Origin of the sequence: Neorhizobium alkalisoli (assembly GCF_002968635.1) — a bacterium.
In the GTDB taxonomy this organism is placed as follows: Bacteria; Pseudomonadota; Alphaproteobacteria; order Rhizobiales; family Rhizobiaceae; genus Neorhizobium; species Neorhizobium alkalisoli.
The window spans coordinates 25,057-41,222 of sequence record NZ_PVBN01000012.1 but is presented as its reverse complement, the minus strand read 5'-3'; the positions used below and the strand labels follow the sequence as shown (position 1 = coordinate 41,222).

The following is a 16,166-nucleotide window of genomic DNA, read 5'->3' as shown; positions in this document are numbered from 1 at the left end:
TCAACGGTGGCGGCCGATACAGAATGGCCACAATCCGGTGTTTGTGAAGGTTTTCCGGCCGGATTCAGACGTTCTGAAGCCGGCGCCCTATTGAAAGGTAAATCGATGTTGCGCCACAAATTCCTCGTAACGGCCGCGCTCGCCGCTGCGATCTTCGCCCAGGCCCCGGCATTTTCGGCGGACGACGCCGTCGTCGCCAAGGTGGGCAGCCTGGAAATCCGTCAGTCGGAGCTCGACCTCGCAATCCAGAATCTCGACCCGCAGCTCGCCCAGCTTCCGGATGAGCAGAAGAAGGTCGCGGCTCTTTCGGGCGCCATTGACGTCAAGCTTCTGGCCTCCGGCGCGATTGCCGAAGGCGTCAAGGATACCGAAGATTTCAAGAAGCGGATGGCCTATATCGGCGACCGTGAACTCCACAATGCCTATTTCCGCAAGCATGTCATCGATGCGGTCACCGCAGATGAGGTGAAAGCCCGCTACGACAAGGAAATCGCGGGCATTCCGAAGCAGGAAGAGATACATGCCCGCCACATTCTCGTGAAGACCGAGGACGAGGCAAAGGCAGTGATCGCCGATCTCGACAAGGGCAAGGACTTCGCCGCGATCGCCAAGGAAAAGTCGCAGGATTCCAACAAGGACGAAGGTGGTGACCTCGGCTGGTTCGGCCGCGGCCGCATGGTGCCGGAATTCGAGGAAGCCGCGTTCGCTCTCGAAAAGGGTGCCTATACCAAGACCCCGGTTCAGTCGCAGTTCGGCTTCCATGTCATCAAGCTCGAGGACAAGCGCGACGCTCCGCCTCCGGGTCTCGATCAGGTCGAGGATCAGGTCCGTCAGCTCGTCATGCGCGACAAGTATGTGGCGCTGATCGAGAAGGCCAAGACCGACCAGAAGGTCGAGATCGTGGATGAAGCCCTCAAGAAGGGCTACGACGACGTCAACAAGATGCGGGAAGCGGGCGAGGCGCCGGCTGTTCCTGTACAGCAGTAACCGTCCAAAGAGCCACCCTGAGGCCCGGATTTTCCGGGCCTTTCCTTATTGAGCCAGGTTATTTAGATGTCCGCTTCCGTTTCTCCGCTCGCTCCGAAATCCTATCCAGATATGCCCGCACTGCGCGGTCTGCGCATGGCGACTGCCGCCGCCGGCATCAAGTACAAGAACCGCACCGACGTGCTTCTGATGGTTTTCGACAAGCCGGCTTCCGTGGCGGGGGTCTTCACCCGTTCCAAATGCCCTTCGGCTCCGGTCGATTTCTGCCGCGCCAATCTGCCGCACGGCGCCGCGCGTGCCGTGGTGGTCAATTCCGGCAATGCCAATGCGTTTACCGGCGTGAAAGGCAAGGCTGCGACCGCACTCACGGCCAAGTCGGCCGCAGAAGCCGTGGGTTGCGACGAAACACAAGTCTATCTCGCCTCGACCGGCGTGATCGGCGAACCGCTGGATGCCACGAAGTTTGCCGGGGTCCTCGGCGACATGCACGGCCAGGCGTCCGGTGACTTCTGGATCGAGGCAGCCAAGGCGATCATGACCACCGACACCTATCCGAAGGTGGCGACCCGCACCGCCGAGATCGGCGGCGTGAAGGTGACGATCAACGGTATCGCCAAGGGTGCAGGCATGATCGCTCCCGACATGGCGACCATGCTGTCCTTCGTGGCGACCGATGCGGATATCGCCGCGCCGGTGCTTCAGACGCTGCTCTCGGCCGGAGTCGGCCCCAGCTTCAATTCGGTCACCGTCGACAGCGACACCTCCACCTCCGACACACTGATGCTGTTTGCGACCGGTGCCGCGGCTGAGGACGGTCAGGCGCGTGTCGAGAGCGCCGACGATGTCCGCCTCGAAGGTTTTCGTGCCGCGCTCAACGATCTGCTCAAGGATCTTGCCCTGCAGGTGGTGCGCGACGGCGAGGGCGCCCGCAAGATGGTCGAAATCACCGTGACCGGCGCCGAGAGCGATGCGGCGGCCAAAAAGATTGCGCTTTCGATCGCCAATTCCCCCCTGGTCAAGACGGCGATCGCCGGCGAGGATGCCAACTGGGGCCGCATCGTCATGGCGGTCGGTAAATCCGGCGAGATGGCCGACCGTGACCGCCTGGCGATCTGGTTCGGCGATGTGCGGGTGGCCGTGGACGGCGAGCGCGATCCTGCCTATTCGGAAGCCGCCACCACGGCGGTCATGAAAGAGGAAGACATCCCGGTGAGGGTCGACATCGGTCTCGGCAACGGCAGGGCGACCGTCTGGACCTGCGATCTGACCAAGGAATATGTCGCCATCAACGGCGACTATCGGAGCTGACAGGATTGATACAGTCATCATCTCCGCAAGGCGACCTGCCGCTGGTGCGACGCCTCGAAGCCGTAGGCTTCCGGGCCTGGCCGGCGGCGTCCGTCGTTTATGACGGAAGCTGGCAGGTGAGGCTCACCGGCGGCCATCCCTCCAAGCGTCTGAACTGCATCGTACCGCTCGACCCTTCCGATCATCGGGACATGGCGACGCGGCTTCAGAAGGCGCGCAAGCGGTTCGAAAGCTATGGCCGGCCTCTTATCGTCCGCGAGACGCCGCTGGCGCCACCCCTGTTGCTCGACCACCTCGAGGCCGAAGGGTGGCAGTCCTTCGAAACGGTCGACGTGCTGACCGTCGATCTTACGGCACTGGAACTGCCCGATACGCTCGACTACCTGCCGAGCCACGACGTCGGCCGGTTCATCGATGCGACGCTTGCGGTCAACGGCGAGGATGCCGTGCTGAAGCCGGCGATGGCGGAAATTCTCTCGGCCATCAAGCCGCCGTCGGGCTTCTTCCTCAAAGAGAGTGCCATCGACGGACCGATCGCGATGGCGCTCTGCGTGCAGGACAACGATCTGGCCGGGATTATTTCCTTTGCCGTCGCTGAAGCACATCGGCGAGAGGGGATCGGCACGGAAATTCTCTCCTCGGCACTGCGCTGGGCACGCATCAGCGGCGCGCGTTCGGCCTGGCTGCAGGTCGTTGCCGACAACGCGCCGGCGCTTGCGCTCTATCGCAGGTTCGGCTTCCGCAAGGCCTATGAATACCGCTACTGGCGGCGGGAGGTACCGGCATGAACGAGGTTCCTCGCAAGCTCCTGCTGGTTGCCGCCTGTGCCCTGATCGATACCGACGGGCGGATCCTGCTCGCACAGCGTCCCGAGGGCAAGGCTCTGGCAGGCCTTTGGGAATTTCCAGGCGGCAAGGTGGAGCCGGGCGAAACGCCGGAAGAGACGCTGGTGCGCGAACTCGACGAAGAGCTTGGCATCACGACGAAGATCCCGTGCCTGGCACCGCTCACCTTCGCCAGCCATACCTACGAGACCTTCCACCTTCTGATGCCGCTTTATATCTGCCGGCGTTACGAGGGAATTCCGGTCGGCAGGGAAGGGCAGGCGATCAAATGGGTGCGGCCGAACGCATTGCGGGATTACCCCATGCCGCCTGCCGACGAGCCGTTGATACCGATCCTTCAAGACCTGCTTTGATCATTAAAATTAGAAGAATCGAATTCATTCTGCGTTAAGGGTTCGTTTAGCCGATTGTGGCACCTTTGGGGCTCACCAAGTAACCGCGTTTACGAGACTTCGAAGGCATGGACGAGGAATTCTGGAAAACTGTGCGGGTTCGGCAGCGGTCGACGCATGGCTCCGGCAAGACCGGTGTGCTCAATATCGCGCTCCTGTTCGGCACGGCTGCCATTGCGCTTGCACTGATCGTGACGCCGATGCTGGCAGACCGCAGCGACGAGCGGCTGGCGCATGTTCAGGAAGATTTCGACCGGATCACGACAGGGTCGATCAAGCCTGCCGAAAAGGGCACGAAGGTCTACACAATCCGCCGCAGCGTGCTGCAGGAAACGCCGGGCTCGGTCTGCATCGTGCAGGGCTACGGTTCCGGTAATGACTGCTAATTAACGATTCCACCGTAGGGTGGGGGCAGTTCAGCGATTTCTCCTTAAAAAGGACAGCCCATGCGTCTCCTTCGGATCTTCATGCGCGACGAAGGCGGGGCGACGGCGGTGGAATACGGCCTGCTGATCTCGATCCTGGCCGTGGCCCTTTTTGCTGCCTTGGGCGACTACTATGAGGCGATGGACGCGCTGTTCGGCGGAATTGCCGACACCTACAACAACGCCATGGACTGACGGATTTATTCCGTTTCCTTGCGCAGGGCGTCGGCCAGCCGCATCTTCGCGGAGCCCGGCTTCAGCGGTTGCTGCTGGCTTTCATGCGGCGCCCAGCCCGATGCATAGATGATCGAGAAGGTGGCGCGGATGCGGCCGTCCGGATCGGAATAACGCTCGGCGTAAAGCTCCGCAGCCCGTACGAAGAACGCCCTCGTTACCGGCACACGGCTACGGCCCGCGAGCGGGTTGGTCATGCCCATGGCGCGAAGGTCGCGCATCAGCCCGAAAAGTGAATCGTAGCGGACGGTATAGGTCTCGATATCGACGACCGGCAATGCGAAGCCTGCGCGCTGCAGAAGCGCCCCGACATCGCGGACATCCGCAAAGGGAACGACGCGCGGGCTGGCGCCGCCCGTCAGTTCCGCCTCGGCAGACAGGAGAACGTCGCGCAGTTCGCCAAGCGTGCCGGCTCCGGGAATGGCGGCGAGGAAGAGCCCGTCCGGCTTCAGGGCGCGACGGATGCGGATCAGCGTCCCCGGCGTGTCGTTGACGAGGTGCAGGGCGAGCGGCGAGAGCACGAGGTTGACCGATTCCGGTTCGAGAGGCACATCCTCCCAGGGCCCGGCCTCAATGGTCTCGCCGGACCCGGCGAAGGCCGGGCTCGTCTCGACGCGGCGCATGCTGCCGATCTTGCCAGTCGCCATGGCATCACGGGCTGCGGCGCCGATGCCGCCATGCAACTCGACGGCGGTTTCGAAAAGGCGTTCGACGACGGCAAGCCGGTCTGCCATCTCGCTCCCGGCGATCTCCAGCAGGAAGGCCGCCTTGCGGTCGGCGTTTGCGAGGGCTCGCTCGCGTCTGGCCTTCACCAGCTGTTCGTCGAAGAGAATTTCCATGTCCAACGCACTCACATTCCTGCTTCGCAAAGGCGCGCTCTCTGCGTTATTGTCAAGACATGCCCGCAGAGCCAAGCACCAGCATTCTTCGTTTTGTACCACCGTTCGCTCTGGCGTGGACGCGACGGCTCGGCGATCTCGTCTATCCCCCCGCCTGCCCCGGCTGTGGCATCCATACCGGCCGGCACGGGGGCTTCTGCCCGTCCTGCTGGCGCGAAATACGCTTCATCGAGCGCCCCTTTTGCGAAGCGCTTGGCCTGCCGTTTTCCCATGATCCCGGCCCGGGTATGCTTTCGGCCCAGGCGATCGCCGATCCGCCCGTCTTCGACCGGCTGCGGTCGGCGGCGATCTTCGACGGAGCGGCACGCGACCTCGTACACGCGCTGAAATACCGGGACCGGACCGATCTGGCGCCGATGATGGCCGGTTGGATGCTGCGGGCGGCGGAAGGCCATGTCGACCACTGCGATGGAATTCTTCCGGTTCCCCTGCACCGCGCGCGGTTTGTTTCCAGGAAGTTCAACCAGGCGGCAGAACTGGGGCGGCATCTGGCAAAGAACAGCGGCAAGCCATTTCTGTCGTCGACGCTGGTACGCATCAAACGCACGAGCCGGCAGGTCGGGCTTTCGGCCCGGGCCCGGCAGGACAATGTGCGGGCGGCCTTCGCGATCGCGCCGGGCCATGAGGCGGATGTCTTCGGCAAGCGGCTGGTGCTTGTCGACGACGTCTATACCACCGGCGCGACAGTCTCCTCCGCCACCCGTATCCTCAAGAAGGCCGGGGCAGCGGAGGTCACGGTTTTGACCTTTGCAATGGCCATTTCCACCCCTATATGACAATAGATGACAGTTCACGCGCGGCCGTCCTCCCGGCTTCCTCCCAATGGGGCTGCGCCCGGAGACGACCATGGCAGATGTGACTATCTATACCCGCGAATATTGCGGCTACTGCGCTCGCGCAAAGGCTTTGCTCGAGTCCAAGGGCATCAAATACGTCGAACACGATGCGACCTATTCCAGGGAATTGCGCGAGGAGATGATCGGCAAGTCGAACGGCCGTTCGACCTTCCCGCAGATCTTCATCAACGGCGAGCATGTCGGCGGCTGCGACGATCTGCATGCGCTCGAGCGTGCAGGCAAGCTGGATCCGATGCTGGCGATTTGAGGATTTGACGATGGCGTTCAAGGCAGCAGCAATCCAGATGTGCTCCGGCGTCGATCCGGAAAGGAATGCCGCCGATATGGCGCGGCTGGTGCGGGAAGCGGCTGCGCAGGGCGCGGTTTATATCCAGACGCCGGAAATGACCGGTGCGCTGCAGCGGGACCGCCAGGCGATGCGCGCCGCGCTGCGTGACGAGACGGGCGATATCATCGTTTCGACCGCCCGCAGCCTGGCGCACGAACTCGGCATTCATCTGCATATCGGTTCGACCGCGATTGCGAGGAACGATGGCAAGATCGCCAATCGTTCCTTCCTGTTTGCCCCCGGCGGCCGGCAGATTGCGACCTATGACAAGATCCACATGTTCGACGTCGATCTCGACAACGGCGAGAGCTGGCGCGAAAGCTCCGCCTACGAGCCGGGTGCCGAGGCACGCGTCGCCGATCTGCCGTTCGCAAAACTCGGTTTTGCGATCTGCTACGACGTACGTTTTCCGCAGCTTTTCCGGACGGAGGCGCTGGCCGGCGCGGAAATCCTGACGGTGCCCGCAGCCTTTACCCGCCAGACCGGCGAAGCCCATTGGGAAGTGCTGTTGCGGGCGCGCGCCATCGAGAACGGCGCATTCGTGATCGCCGCCGCTCAAGGTGGCGTGCATGAGGACGGCCGCGAGACATTCGGCCATTCCATGATCGTCGACCCATGGGGCAAGGTGCTGGCCTCGGCCGGCGGAACGGGCGAGGCGATCGTGCTTGCCGAAATCGACACTGCCGCGGTGAAGGCCGCGCGTGGAAAAATCCCGAACCTCAAGAATGCCCGCGAATTCACGCTCGACACCGTGTCTGATGCGGCCGGAGGTGTTGCGGCTTGATCAAGTATTCCCTGAGTTGTGAAAATGCCCACACGTTCGAAGGCTGGTTTTCGACGAGTGCGGAATTCGATCGCCAGATGCAAAGCGGGTTCCTCACCTGTCCGGCCTGCCATTCCGCATCGATCTCCAAGACCTTGATGGCACCCTCGGTTTCGACCGCCCGCAAAAAGGAAGAGAAGCGGGAGATGGTCATGGACCTGGCGCGCCAGGAAATGATCGCCAAGGTCAAGGAGGCCGTCGCCGCGATCAAGGCCAGTGCCGAGGATGTGGGCGAGAAGTTTCCGGAAGAAGCACGCAAGATCCATTATGGCGAAGCGGATGCCCGGGGCATCATCGGTCAGGCGAGCCTCGGCGAGGTCAAGGACCTTCTGGACGAAGGCATCGAGGTGGCCCCGCTGCCGGTGCTGCCGGAGGATGCGAACTGACATCAGCCGCGCGGCCGAGGCATGGCCCTCGTCTGGGGAGCGAACGTCGCCGGCCTTCTGCTTGGACGCGCGGGGCTGGCCGTGCGTCGAGCATCTGCACGATCGCGGGTTGAGCCCGAAAGGCCTCACTTTCAAAGAACCCTATGGGCCGGATGATGAAAAGACCATCATCGACCGGACCAGAGTGCGCGAACTCGCCGCGCTGAATGCCGAACGGCACAAGGACCTGTTCGCGCATTTGCTTTCGGCGGGAGTGTAGCAGGGCGGGGAGGTGTGGGGATGATCAGGCCTCGGGAAAGAGGATTTTCGTGTAATCTTGAGCGCCGTGGAGAACTCTCAGAATAGAAATTTCGGCATCCGAGACCTCATAGAAAATGAGGTATTTGCCATGGGGCCCGCGACGAATATCGCCACTATCCGGGTGAGACTTGAGAAAGGCCAGGTGCATTTCGGCCAGCTGGAGACATCGGGTTTCCAATTCCGTGACGAAGCTGTCCGCGCGAGTGGGATTCGACGGATAGATATGTTCGCCTATCCCGACCAAATCTTCGATCGCTTCTCGGGTAAATGTAACTCTCATTATCGAGAGCTTTTGGTAATGCCCAGCCTCTGACGTACTTCCGCGAAAGCTTCCTCGATTGGCAGAACACGGCCTGCTCTTACGTCATCAAGGCCCTTCTGCAGTTCTGCATCCAGGCGCTGGCGAGCGCGCTCGCGGTCCTTATTTTGCTGGATAACGGTCTCAATGTAATCGCTCGTGGACGCGAACGAACCATGCTCTACCTTGTCGCGGATAAAGTCCTGAGTATCCGCATCCAGCGTAACGGTCACTTTCACGGATTCAGTCATCGGTTTCTCCGGGCGAACGAGCGCTAACCCATCATAACCGCATCCGCCGCGAAAGCCGATCACCCCTCGCGCTTTGCCAGCAGCATGTAGTTGACGTCCATGTCGGGGGAGAGGTTCCAGCGGTCCTGGAGCGGGTGGAAGAAGACGCCGGTGCGGTGGATGATTTCCATGCCGCTCGCGGACAACGGCTTTTCCAGCTCTTCCGGACGGACCAGTTTTTCGTATTGATGGGTTCCGCGCGGCAGCCAGCGAAGGATGTTTTCGGCTGCGAAGATCGCGAGCGCGCCGGCCTTCAAGGTGCGGTTGATGGTGGCGACGAACATCAGCCCGCCGGGCCGCACCATCTTTGCGCAAGTGGTCATGAAGAAATCGACGTCAGCGACATGCTCCACCACTTCCATGTTGAGCACCACATCGAAGGTCTCGCCGGCCTCCGCCAGCTGTTCGGCGGTAACGGCGCGGTAGTCTACCGAGGTGCCTGTTTCGGCGGCATGGGTGGAGGCGATACCGATATTCTTCTCCGAGGGATCGGCGCCGACGACGGTCGCACCCATGCGGGCGATCGGTTCCGACAGAAGACCGCCGCCGCAGCCGATATCGAGGAAGCGCAGGCCGGAGAGAGGCAGATGGCTCCTCGGATCGCGGCCGAAATTCTCGCAGACGCGGTCGCGGATATAGGTGAGCCGTACGGGGTTGAACTTGTGAAGGGGCTTGAACTTGCCGGTCGGATCCCACCACTCGGCGGCCATGGCGGAGAACCGGTCGACTTCGCTCTGATCGATGGTGCTGCGGACGGCTTCGGTCATGGTTTCATCCCTTCGTTTCACCGTCTGAAGTCGGATGATAGGGGTTGGAAGTCAAGAGGCAGGTCGACGCAGGATCGGCCAGGATCGGCTTTTCCGTTGCCTGGTTTGCGGCTCCCGGGATCAGGACACAACGCCGTCGGGCATCTTCTCGACACAAGCCCTGTAGACCGCATAGTGTTCGTCCGAAGCATCCGCAATGCAGGCCGGGAGACGCGAGCAAGCATTGCCGGACATCCCGAGCGCCTGCTGAGCCCGGACGGAACCCTCCATGTGGCGGCTCTCGATCATCGGTCCGACACAGTTGCCGTCCCGACGACACTTACGAACGCGGCAGAGGATATGGGGCAACTCCGCATAGGTCGCGATTGTGCGGTGCAGGTTTTCATGGTGCTGCTCCCGGGACAGCTCATAGCGTTTGAGGTCGTCGGCCTTCATCATCATTCCTCTCATTGCCGTGTGGGCAGAGTCGTCCCTTGGTGCGGTGCAGTTTTTTCTGTTTTCGGCCGGGACACGTCGGGTGCCTCGTATTGAATTTTTATAGGTGACACGCGACGTGTCCCGTTCGGTGTGTTTTTCTGCGCAACTTCGGTCCCTCTGCGCGGATACCGGCACCTTTCCCAGGGCAGCGCTCGCGGCGGAAACCGCCGGACGCTGCGAAAGATCCGAGCTTTCGGCAAGAACCAGTCGCCGGTCCAATCCTGTGTGCGACACACGCACGCCCCGCCTTTTCAGGCGAGAGGGAGACCATTTTCTGCGCAGCCCCCGACGATCCGCCTGCATCGACGGCAGCTCGTCAGGGCACCGGTCCCGCCTCGCCGGTAATGCAGGCCGGTGTAGCCGAAGCGGGACGCGAGAATTCTATGCGCCGCGATTGAGAGCGAGGATGCGGGAGGATGAGATTTCGTCTATGCCTTTGAAAACTGGGCGGGGGTGGAGGAAAATCGTCCCCCGACAAGGGTGGGGGTAAGAATGGCAATCACGGTTGCGCGGCTGAAGGAACTGCTCGCTTTCGAGGATCTCGGGCTGACCTTGACGGGGAGCCGCGTCGAAAATCATCACGGCTATGTTCTCGAGCGCCTCCAGTTCCAGCTCCCCGATGGGGTACCGGTGCGGGGCTTCCTGACACGCCCAGCCGAAGAAGGCGCCACTCGGAGACCGGCAATCCTCTACGCCCATGCACATGGCGGTCGCTTCGATATCGGCGCCTCCGAACTGATCGACGGCCGGGCGGCGCTCCTCGATGCACCGGGGCCGGCACTGGCGCGGGAAGGCTATGTGACGCTCTGCATCGACATGCCGACCTTCGGCGAGAGGGCGGACGTCGGCGAGGACGCGGCAGCCAAGGCCGCGCTCTGGCACGGCAAGACGCTGTTCGGCCAGATGGTGTCCGAACAGGCGGCGGCGCTTTCCTGGCTCGCGGCCCGGCCGGAGGTCGATCCGGCGCGGATCGGCGCGACGGGGATTTCCATGGGTGCAACGCTCGCCTATTTCCTGGCGGCGATTGATCTCCGCGTGAAAGCGGCGGCGCATCTTTGCTGTTATGCGGACTTCGCCACGCTCGTCAGGACCGGCGCGCATAACCGTCACGGGCATTACCTGACGGTGCCGGGACTATTAGGAGAGACGTCGATCGGAGAGATCGCCGGGCTCGTGGCGCCGCGGCCGCAGCTTATCTGCGTGGGCTGGGATGATCCGCTGACGCCGCCGGAGGCGGTCGACATCGCATTCAGGGAGACGGAGGCAGCCTATCTCAAGGCCGAAGCGCTCGGCGCGCTGGTCTTCCTGCCGGAGGCCGGCGTCGGGCATCGCGAGACGCCCGCCATGCGTCGGGCGGTGCTGAGCTTCTTCAAGGGGTATCTGTGAGGCTCAGGCCCTTTGTTTTTATGCATTTCCGGACGGAAAACCGTAATACACTTTTCCTGGAAATGCTCTATTTTCCGAGGCCGGTCACGTGAATGCATTTCTTGTTGATCTGCTCTTTCCGCTGCGATTTGGTGTATCGCATGATCTGACCCTTGGGGCATTTCTTGTCGTCGAAAAGAACGACCTCGCCCGCCGCCATCGACTTCACCGTCGGCTGTGCGGTCACCGTCTTTATCTGGGCATAGGCCGGAACTTCTACGACCGGGCCCAGGAAAACCGTCCCCAGGAACAAAGTCAGGACTAAACGGAGCATTCGAACCTCCCTCGCTTGATCGATCGGCAACATTACCTGCCGGCCCATCAGACGACCATTTCTCCTTACGGAGGAGAAAGGTGGCCAAAAGGTTAGGTTGTGCTCTCGGACTACTTGTCTTTGACCCGCAAGCCGTTTCCGTCAAACAGGTGCAGCGGAGCGCCGGCGACGGAGAAATGCGCTTCGTCACCCGGGGAAATCTGCCGCTGTCCGGGGACGACGGCGAGGAGCTTTTCGCCGTTCAGATCCGCATGGATGACCGTTTCGGAGCCGAGCGCCTCGACGAGGCGGACCTTGACCGTCAGGCTGCCGGGATCGTTCGCCAGCGTGATGTGCTGCGGACGGATGCCGACCGTCAGCTTGTCGCCGACGGAGAGTTTTTGGCCGGATATCGGCACCAGCAGGCGGTGACTGCCACCGATCAGGAGCGTCGTCTTGCCTGCTTCCTGTTCCACCACCTCGGCGGAAAGGAAATTCATATGCGGCGCGCCGATGAAGCCCGCCACGAAGCGGTTGGCGGGCGTGTTGTAGAGTTCGAGCGGCGTGCCGACCTGCTCGATCTTGCCGGCGCGCATGACCACGATGCGGTGGGCGAGCGTCATCGCCTCCACCTGATCGTGGGTGACGTAGATCATCGTCGAGCCGATGCGGGCGTGGAGGGCGGCGAGTTCGGCGCGGGTCGAGACGCGCAGTTCCGCATCGAGGTTCGACAGCGGTTCATCGAGCAGGAAGGCGGTCGGGCGGCGCACGATGGCGCGGCCGATCGCGACGCGCTGGCGCTGGCCGCCGGAAAGCTGACCCGGGCGGCGCTCGAGATAGGGTTCTATCTCCAGCATGCGGGCGGCTTCCGTAATGCGCTCGGCGACCTCCGCCTTCGGCATGTTGGAATTCTCAAGGCCGAAAGCGAGGTTCTGGCGCACGCTCATATGCGGATAAAGCGCATAGGACTGGAAGACCATGGCGAGCCCGCGGTCGGCGGCGGTGACCTCGTTCACCCGCTTGCCGTCGATCTCGATCTCGCCGCCGGTGACTTTTTCCAGGCCCGCGATGGTGCGCAGAAGCGTGGACTTGCCGCAGCCGGACGGGCCGACGAAGACGATGAACTCGCCGTCCTTGATGTGGAGGTCGATGTCCTTCAGGACATGGACGGAACCGAAGGACTTCTTGATATCGGTGAGTTTGATTTCGCCCATCGATCGATGTTCCTTACTTCAGGCCGGTGCCGGCAATGCCGGTGGTGATGAAACGCTGCAGGAAGATGAAGACCAGCACGACCGGGATCATGGTCACGACGGTCATTGCGAGGATGAAGTGCCACTGGACGTTCAACTCGCCGGAATAGATGCTGAGCCCCACCTGCAGGGTATAGAGCTCGCGGCGGGACAGCACGATCAGCGGCCAGAGGAAGTCGTTCCAGCGCCAGACGACCGAGAAGATCGCGAGAACTGCAAGCGCCGGCGCCGTCAGCGGCAGGACGATGCGCCAGTAGATCTGCCATTCCGACGCCTTGTCCATGCGTGCTGCATCGATCAGTTCGTCGGGAATGGTTAGCATATACTGACGCAGGATGAAGACGCCGGTCGGGGTCGCGACCGTCGGCAGGATGACGCCCCAGAGATTGTTGAACAGGCCGAGCGACGAGATGATCGAATAGAGCGGCACCATGATGACGGAGAGCGGCACCATGAGGGTCGCGAGGATGATCAGCATGGCCACGGAACGGCCCCTGAACTCGTATTTTGACAGCGCGAAGGCGGCCATGGAATTGACGATGAGGGTGATCAGCGTGGCGGTAACCGTCACGAAGACGGAATTCCAGAGGTAACGCAGGAAATTGAAATGCACGAAGGGCTGGGTATAGTTCTCCGTGGCGAAGGATAGCGTGCGTACCGGTGTGCGATCATTGATGTTGACCCGGATAGTCTCGCCCGGCGTCTTGGGGTCGACCATCTGGCTCATGATGCCGATGCGGCGGACTTCCGCGAGCACCCGCGTCGAGCCGTCCGGAAGCTTGGCTTCGAAGAGCTGCAGCGGCTTGTCGTAACCCTGGACCGTCGCCTGCTGGGTGACATAGGGCAGGATGGACGGTGGGAACTCGGCGAGACCGGCAGGCGTCTTGAAGGAGGAGAAGACGAGCCAGACGGCCGGGCCGAACATGATGATCAGTCCGCCTACCAGCCAGAGCCAGGTGACGATGTCGGTCCAGTGCCAGCCCTTGCCGCCCTTGCGGCGGAGAATGAAGCGAGAGGCCACACCCATTAGCGTTTCCCCTTCTTCTCGCCGCGCTGGCCGATGCCAAGCTGGATCAGTGTCAGGACGACGAGCACGAGGCCCATCAGGATCGAGGCGGCTGCGGCGAGGCCCGGATTGCGGAGCGCCGAGGCAAAGCCGGTCTCGTAGATATATTGCGTCAGGTAGAACGTGCTCGTGCCCGGACCGCCGCCGGTCAGCACGTAGACTTCGTCGAAGATCTGCACCGCGCGAATAAGCGCCAGGACCACGACGACCAGAAGATTGGGCATGAGGAGCGGCAGCGTGATGCGCCAGAAGACGCGCGCCGGCTTGGTGCCGTCCATCTCGGCGGCTTCATAGAGGTCCTTCGGGATCGCCTGCAGGCCGGCGAGCAGGATCAGCGCGTAAAAGCCCATATGCGCCCAGAGCGAGACCCCGATCGTTGCGACAAAGGTCCAGTTGCGATCGGTGAGCCAGGTATAGGGTTCGACGCCGAACTGATAGAGGCCGAAGTTCAAAAGGCCCTGGCGCTGCAGGATCCACTTCCAGATCAGGCCGACGACGACAGGCGACAGGAGAACCGGGAAGAAGAAGACGGCGCGCCAGAAGGAGCGGGCGGCAAGATCGCGGTTGAGGATCAGCGCCGTAACGAGTGCGACCAGGATCATCAGCGTGACCTGCAGGATCACGAACCAGAAGGTGTTGCCCACCGCCGTCCAGAACGCGTCCTCCTGGCAGGACATCGGATCGAGATAGCTGCCGCAGGTGAAGAGGCGTGAATATTGCTCGGCGCCGACGAAATTGCGTTCGGCGAGGAAGAAAGCCGTGCCTCCGGTCATCGAATAGACGAAGTTGATGACGAGCGGCAAGAGCACGAAGATGCCGAAGATCAGCATGTTCGGCGCGAGGAAGAAGGCCGCCATGCCGCTGATGCCGGTCGCTTTCTGCAGGCTGCGCAGCGGCACGTCGATGATGCGCATCAACAAGTGTACGGGCGCCATCAGGAGCGAACCGAGGCGGGAGGTGTTTGTAGTTGTGCTCATCGGATTGAACTCCCTCCCACGGTTACGCTTCCAGACGTGCATGCTGTCGGGACTATGGGATCTGAGTATGAGAGGCGGCGCGGCAAACTCCCGATGATCTCCCCCCTTGTGGGGGAGATGTCACCGAAGGTGATAGAGGGGGGTAGCGGCGGTGCGGCAAACAGGGAGGCTGACGATGTGCCTAAGCCATACCCCCCTCTGCCCTGCCGGGCATCTCCCCCACAAGGGGGGAGATCGGCTTGGCGCACCGCTGCTTTCGCTCGCACCATTTTCCTGCCAATGCGCCGCCAGTTGGTCACTGACCGGCGTCCTTGACCTTCTGGGCGATATCGGCGTCGATACGCGCGAAGGTGTCGTCGATCTTCAGTTCGCCGGCAATCGTCTGGCCGACGCGGGTGACGATCGCGGCATAGAACGTGTCGGACCAGCGCCAAGCGGGCAGTTTGAGCGCCGTTTCCGAGGTGGTCTTGGACGCGTCCACGAACTTCGTCAGAGCGGCTTTGGCAAGAGCATTATCCGTCTTGAAGTCCAGGCCACCTTTGGCGACGACAGCCTTGTGACCGGGAAGGAAGAGAGTGCGCTCGGAGAATTCCTTGACGATTTCCTCCCGCGCGAACCAATCCATGAACTGCGCGACTTCCTTCGGGTTCTTGGTGTACTTGATCGCCACCAGAGCCGCACCGCCCGGCATGCCGGTGCAGGTGACCGGGCCGCAGGGGCTGCCGGTCGCGACCCAGTCGAAATTCGTGCCGATCTTGGTTGCGAGGTTGGCGACCTGCCAGGAACCGGAATAGTAGAAGGGCAGCTGGCCGTTGATGAAATCCTCGGCGGCGGCGCGGTAGGTATTGCCGGCGGCCGAGACCCAGACGTCCTTGGAGAAGGAGCCGTCCTGGTTCCAGCCGACGAACTTGGTCAGGAAATCCTTCGCACCCTTGTCGAGCGGGGCCGGCTTGCCGTCCTTGCCGATGTAATTCGCTCCGTAGGAGAGCAGCGGAGCGGTAATGCGGTGGCCGGAACGGTCGATCGCCATGGCGAACGGGACCTGCTGGCTTTCCTTGACCTTCTTGGCGGCGGCGGCCCATTCTTCCCAGGTCGCCTTCGGGCCCGGGATTTCAACGCCGGCCTGGTCGAAAAGGGTCTTGTTGGCAAAGCCGCCGGTCAGCGTGATCTGCGTCATGAAGCCGGAGATCTGCTTGGAACCGTCCGGGCGCATCCAGTCTGCCTGGGCGCCGAAATTGTCGTCCCAGTATTTGGGGTCCTTCACCAGCGGACGCAGGTCGAGCCAGTGTCTGGCATTGTCCTTGATCTGGGCGACGCGCGCGATATCAGGCCCGTTGCCGGCTTCGAGCTGCACCGGCAGCTGTTCCCTGACGACGCCGTAGGACACGTTGTCGAGGATGACGTTGATGCCGGGGTTTTCCTTCATGAAGCGGCCGACGAGGTCCTTCATGACTTCGCCTTCGACGCCATCCGAATACCACATGATGCGAACGTCGCCGGCGTGCGCCGCCGTCGACATCAGAAGGGCGAGCGTTGCGCCCGCCAGAATCGATTTCATTTTCATGTTCATTTCCTC

Annotated in this window: 21 protein-coding genes and 1 pseudogene; 12 read left to right on the top strand and 10 right to left on the bottom strand. The window is 62.1% G+C overall.

Translation table 11 applies throughout. From position 1 onward, the window contains the following. Positions 1 to 105 precede the first annotated feature (105 nt). The 6 genes and pseudogenes from C5L13_RS22575 (at position 106) to C5L13_RS22550 (ending at position 4,152) form a co-directional block, all read left to right on the top strand. Positions 106 to 987 carry a peptidylprolyl isomerase gene (locus C5L13_RS22575; protein ID WP_105385524.1) on the top strand — a complete coding sequence of 294 codons (882 nt, stop codon included), beginning with the start codon at positions 106 to 108 and terminating at the stop codon, positions 985 to 987. Between the two features lie 66 nt (positions 988 to 1,053). Beyond that, positions 1,054 to 2,295, top strand: coding sequence for a bifunctional glutamate N-acetyltransferase/amino-acid acetyltransferase ArgJ (gene argJ / locus C5L13_RS22570; RefSeq protein WP_105385523.1), 1,242 nt, complete (start codon positions 1,054 to 1,056; stop codon positions 2,293 to 2,295). After that, positions 2,264 to 3,083: pseudogene (locus tag C5L13_RS22565) on the top strand (GNAT family N-acetyltransferase). The gene argJ and the pseudogene C5L13_RS22565 overlap by 32 nt, the downstream one beginning before the upstream one ends. Further along, a complete protein-coding gene (mutT, locus tag C5L13_RS22560; RefSeq protein WP_105385521.1) occupies positions 3,080 to 3,493 on the top strand; it encodes an 8-oxo-dGTP diphosphatase MutT in 414 nt (137 codons plus the stop codon). Before C5L13_RS22565 ends, mutT begins: the two are co-directional and overlap by 4 nt. A gap of 107 nt (positions 3,494 to 3,600) precedes the next feature. After that, complete coding sequence (locus tag C5L13_RS22555) at positions 3,601 to 3,918, top strand: hypothetical protein (RefSeq protein WP_105385520.1); 318 nt, start codon at positions 3,601 to 3,603, stop codon at positions 3,916 to 3,918. Positions 3,919 to 3,978: 60 nt separating this feature from the next. Beyond that, a complete protein-coding gene (locus C5L13_RS22550; protein WP_105385519.1) occupies positions 3,979 to 4,152 on the top strand; it encodes a Flp family type IVb pilin in 174 nt (57 codons plus the stop codon). Positions 4,153 to 4,157: 5 nt separating this feature from the next. Here the strand turns inward: C5L13_RS22550 and C5L13_RS22545 are convergent, their stop codons facing one another. Further along, positions 4,158 to 5,030 carry a methyltransferase domain-containing protein gene (locus C5L13_RS22545; RefSeq protein ID WP_105385518.1) on the bottom strand — a complete coding sequence of 291 codons (873 nt, stop codon included), beginning with the start codon at positions 5,028 to 5,030 and terminating at the stop codon, positions 4,158 to 4,160. A 59-nt stretch (positions 5,031 to 5,089) separates the two neighbouring features. On the opposite strand from C5L13_RS22545, the gene C5L13_RS22540 reads away from it, so the two are divergent. From C5L13_RS22540 to C5L13_RS22520, 5 genes are all read left to right on the top strand, one after another. Then, a complete protein-coding gene (locus C5L13_RS22540; protein ID WP_105385517.1) occupies positions 5,090 to 5,866 on the top strand; it encodes a ComF family protein in 777 nt (258 codons plus the stop codon). A gap of 70 nt (positions 5,867 to 5,936) precedes the next feature. Further along, positions 5,937 to 6,194 (top strand): glutaredoxin 3, encoded by a 258-nt coding sequence (gene grxC / locus C5L13_RS22535; RefSeq protein ID WP_105385516.1) that lies wholly within the window; start codon positions 5,937 to 5,939, stop codon positions 6,192 to 6,194. A 10-nt stretch (positions 6,195 to 6,204) separates the two neighbouring features. Beyond that, complete coding sequence (locus tag C5L13_RS22530) at positions 6,205 to 7,059, top strand: carbon-nitrogen hydrolase family protein (protein ID WP_105385515.1); 855 nt, start codon at positions 6,205 to 6,207, stop codon at positions 7,057 to 7,059. Beyond that, on the top strand, positions 7,056 to 7,484 hold the full coding sequence (locus C5L13_RS22525) for a DUF1178 family protein (RefSeq protein ID WP_105385514.1): 429 nt from the start codon (positions 7,056 to 7,058) through the stop codon (positions 7,482 to 7,484). Before C5L13_RS22530 ends, C5L13_RS22525 begins: the two co-directional genes overlap by 4 nt. Positions 7,485 to 7,545: 61 nt before the next feature. After that, complete coding sequence (locus C5L13_RS22520) at positions 7,546 to 7,743, top strand: hypothetical protein (protein WP_158693509.1); 198 nt, start codon at positions 7,546 to 7,548, stop codon at positions 7,741 to 7,743. A 24-nt stretch (positions 7,744 to 7,767) separates the two neighbouring features. Here C5L13_RS22520 and C5L13_RS22515 read toward each other — a convergent pair whose 3' ends face one another. The 4 genes from C5L13_RS22515 to C5L13_RS22500 all read right to left on the bottom strand — a co-directional run bounded on the left by C5L13_RS22515 (position 7,768) and on the right by C5L13_RS22500 (position 9,577). After that, the gene (locus tag C5L13_RS22515) at positions 7,768 to 8,064 is read right to left on the bottom strand and encodes a type II toxin-antitoxin system RelE/ParE family toxin (RefSeq protein WP_105385512.1); all 297 of its coding nucleotides are present in this window, start codon (positions 8,062 to 8,064) and stop codon (positions 7,768 to 7,770) included. Continuing rightward, the gene (locus C5L13_RS22510) at positions 8,064 to 8,333 is read right to left on the bottom strand and encodes a ribbon-helix-helix domain-containing protein (RefSeq protein ID WP_105385511.1); all 270 of its coding nucleotides are present in this window, start codon (positions 8,331 to 8,333) and stop codon (positions 8,064 to 8,066) included. The genes C5L13_RS22515 and C5L13_RS22510 overlap by 1 nt, the downstream gene beginning before the upstream one ends. Positions 8,334 to 8,392: 59 nt before the next feature. Then, on the bottom strand, positions 8,393 to 9,139 hold the full coding sequence (ubiG, locus tag C5L13_RS22505; protein WP_105385510.1) for a bifunctional 2-polyprenyl-6-hydroxyphenol methylase/3-demethylubiquinol 3-O-methyltransferase UbiG: 747 nt from the start codon (positions 9,137 to 9,139) through the stop codon (positions 8,393 to 8,395). Positions 9,140 to 9,259: 120 nt separating this feature from the next. Continuing rightward, entirely contained in the window at positions 9,260 to 9,577 is a 318-nt protein-coding gene (locus tag C5L13_RS22500; RefSeq protein WP_158693508.1) for a hypothetical protein, read from the bottom strand. A 531-nt stretch (positions 9,578 to 10,108) separates the two neighbouring features. Here C5L13_RS22500 and C5L13_RS22495 point away from each other — a divergent pair. Continuing rightward, a complete protein-coding gene (locus C5L13_RS22495) occupies positions 10,109 to 11,002 on the top strand; it encodes an alpha/beta hydrolase family protein (protein ID WP_105385508.1) in 894 nt (297 codons plus the stop codon). Positions 11,003 to 11,069: 67 nt separating this feature from the next. Here the strand turns inward: C5L13_RS22495 and C5L13_RS22490 are convergent, their stop codons facing one another. The 5 genes from C5L13_RS22490 to C5L13_RS22470 all read right to left on the bottom strand — a co-directional run bounded on the left by C5L13_RS22490 (position 11,070) and on the right by C5L13_RS22470 (position 16,154). Then, a complete protein-coding gene (locus C5L13_RS22490; protein ID WP_245571437.1) occupies positions 11,070 to 11,315 on the bottom strand; it encodes a DUF6719 family protein in 246 nt (81 codons plus the stop codon). Positions 11,316 to 11,425: 110 nt separating this feature from the next. Further along, entirely contained in the window at positions 11,426 to 12,508 is a 1,083-nt protein-coding gene (locus C5L13_RS22485; protein ID WP_105385507.1) for an ABC transporter ATP-binding protein, read from the bottom strand. Between the two features lie 13 nt (positions 12,509 to 12,521). Further along, positions 12,522 to 13,574 carry a carbohydrate ABC transporter permease gene (locus C5L13_RS22480; RefSeq protein ID WP_105385506.1) on the bottom strand — a complete coding sequence of 351 codons (1,053 nt, stop codon included), beginning with the start codon at positions 13,572 to 13,574 and terminating at the stop codon, positions 12,522 to 12,524. Further along, positions 13,574 to 14,590 (bottom strand): carbohydrate ABC transporter permease, encoded by a 1,017-nt coding sequence (locus C5L13_RS22475; protein WP_105385505.1) that lies wholly within the window; start codon positions 14,588 to 14,590, stop codon positions 13,574 to 13,576. Before C5L13_RS22475 ends, C5L13_RS22480 begins: the two co-directional genes overlap by 1 nt. Positions 14,591 to 14,885: 295 nt before the next feature. Beyond that, complete coding sequence (locus tag C5L13_RS22470; RefSeq protein WP_105385664.1) at positions 14,886 to 16,154, bottom strand: ABC transporter substrate-binding protein; 1,269 nt, start codon at positions 16,152 to 16,154, stop codon at positions 14,886 to 14,888. Positions 16,155 to 16,166: the final 12 nt, after the last annotated feature.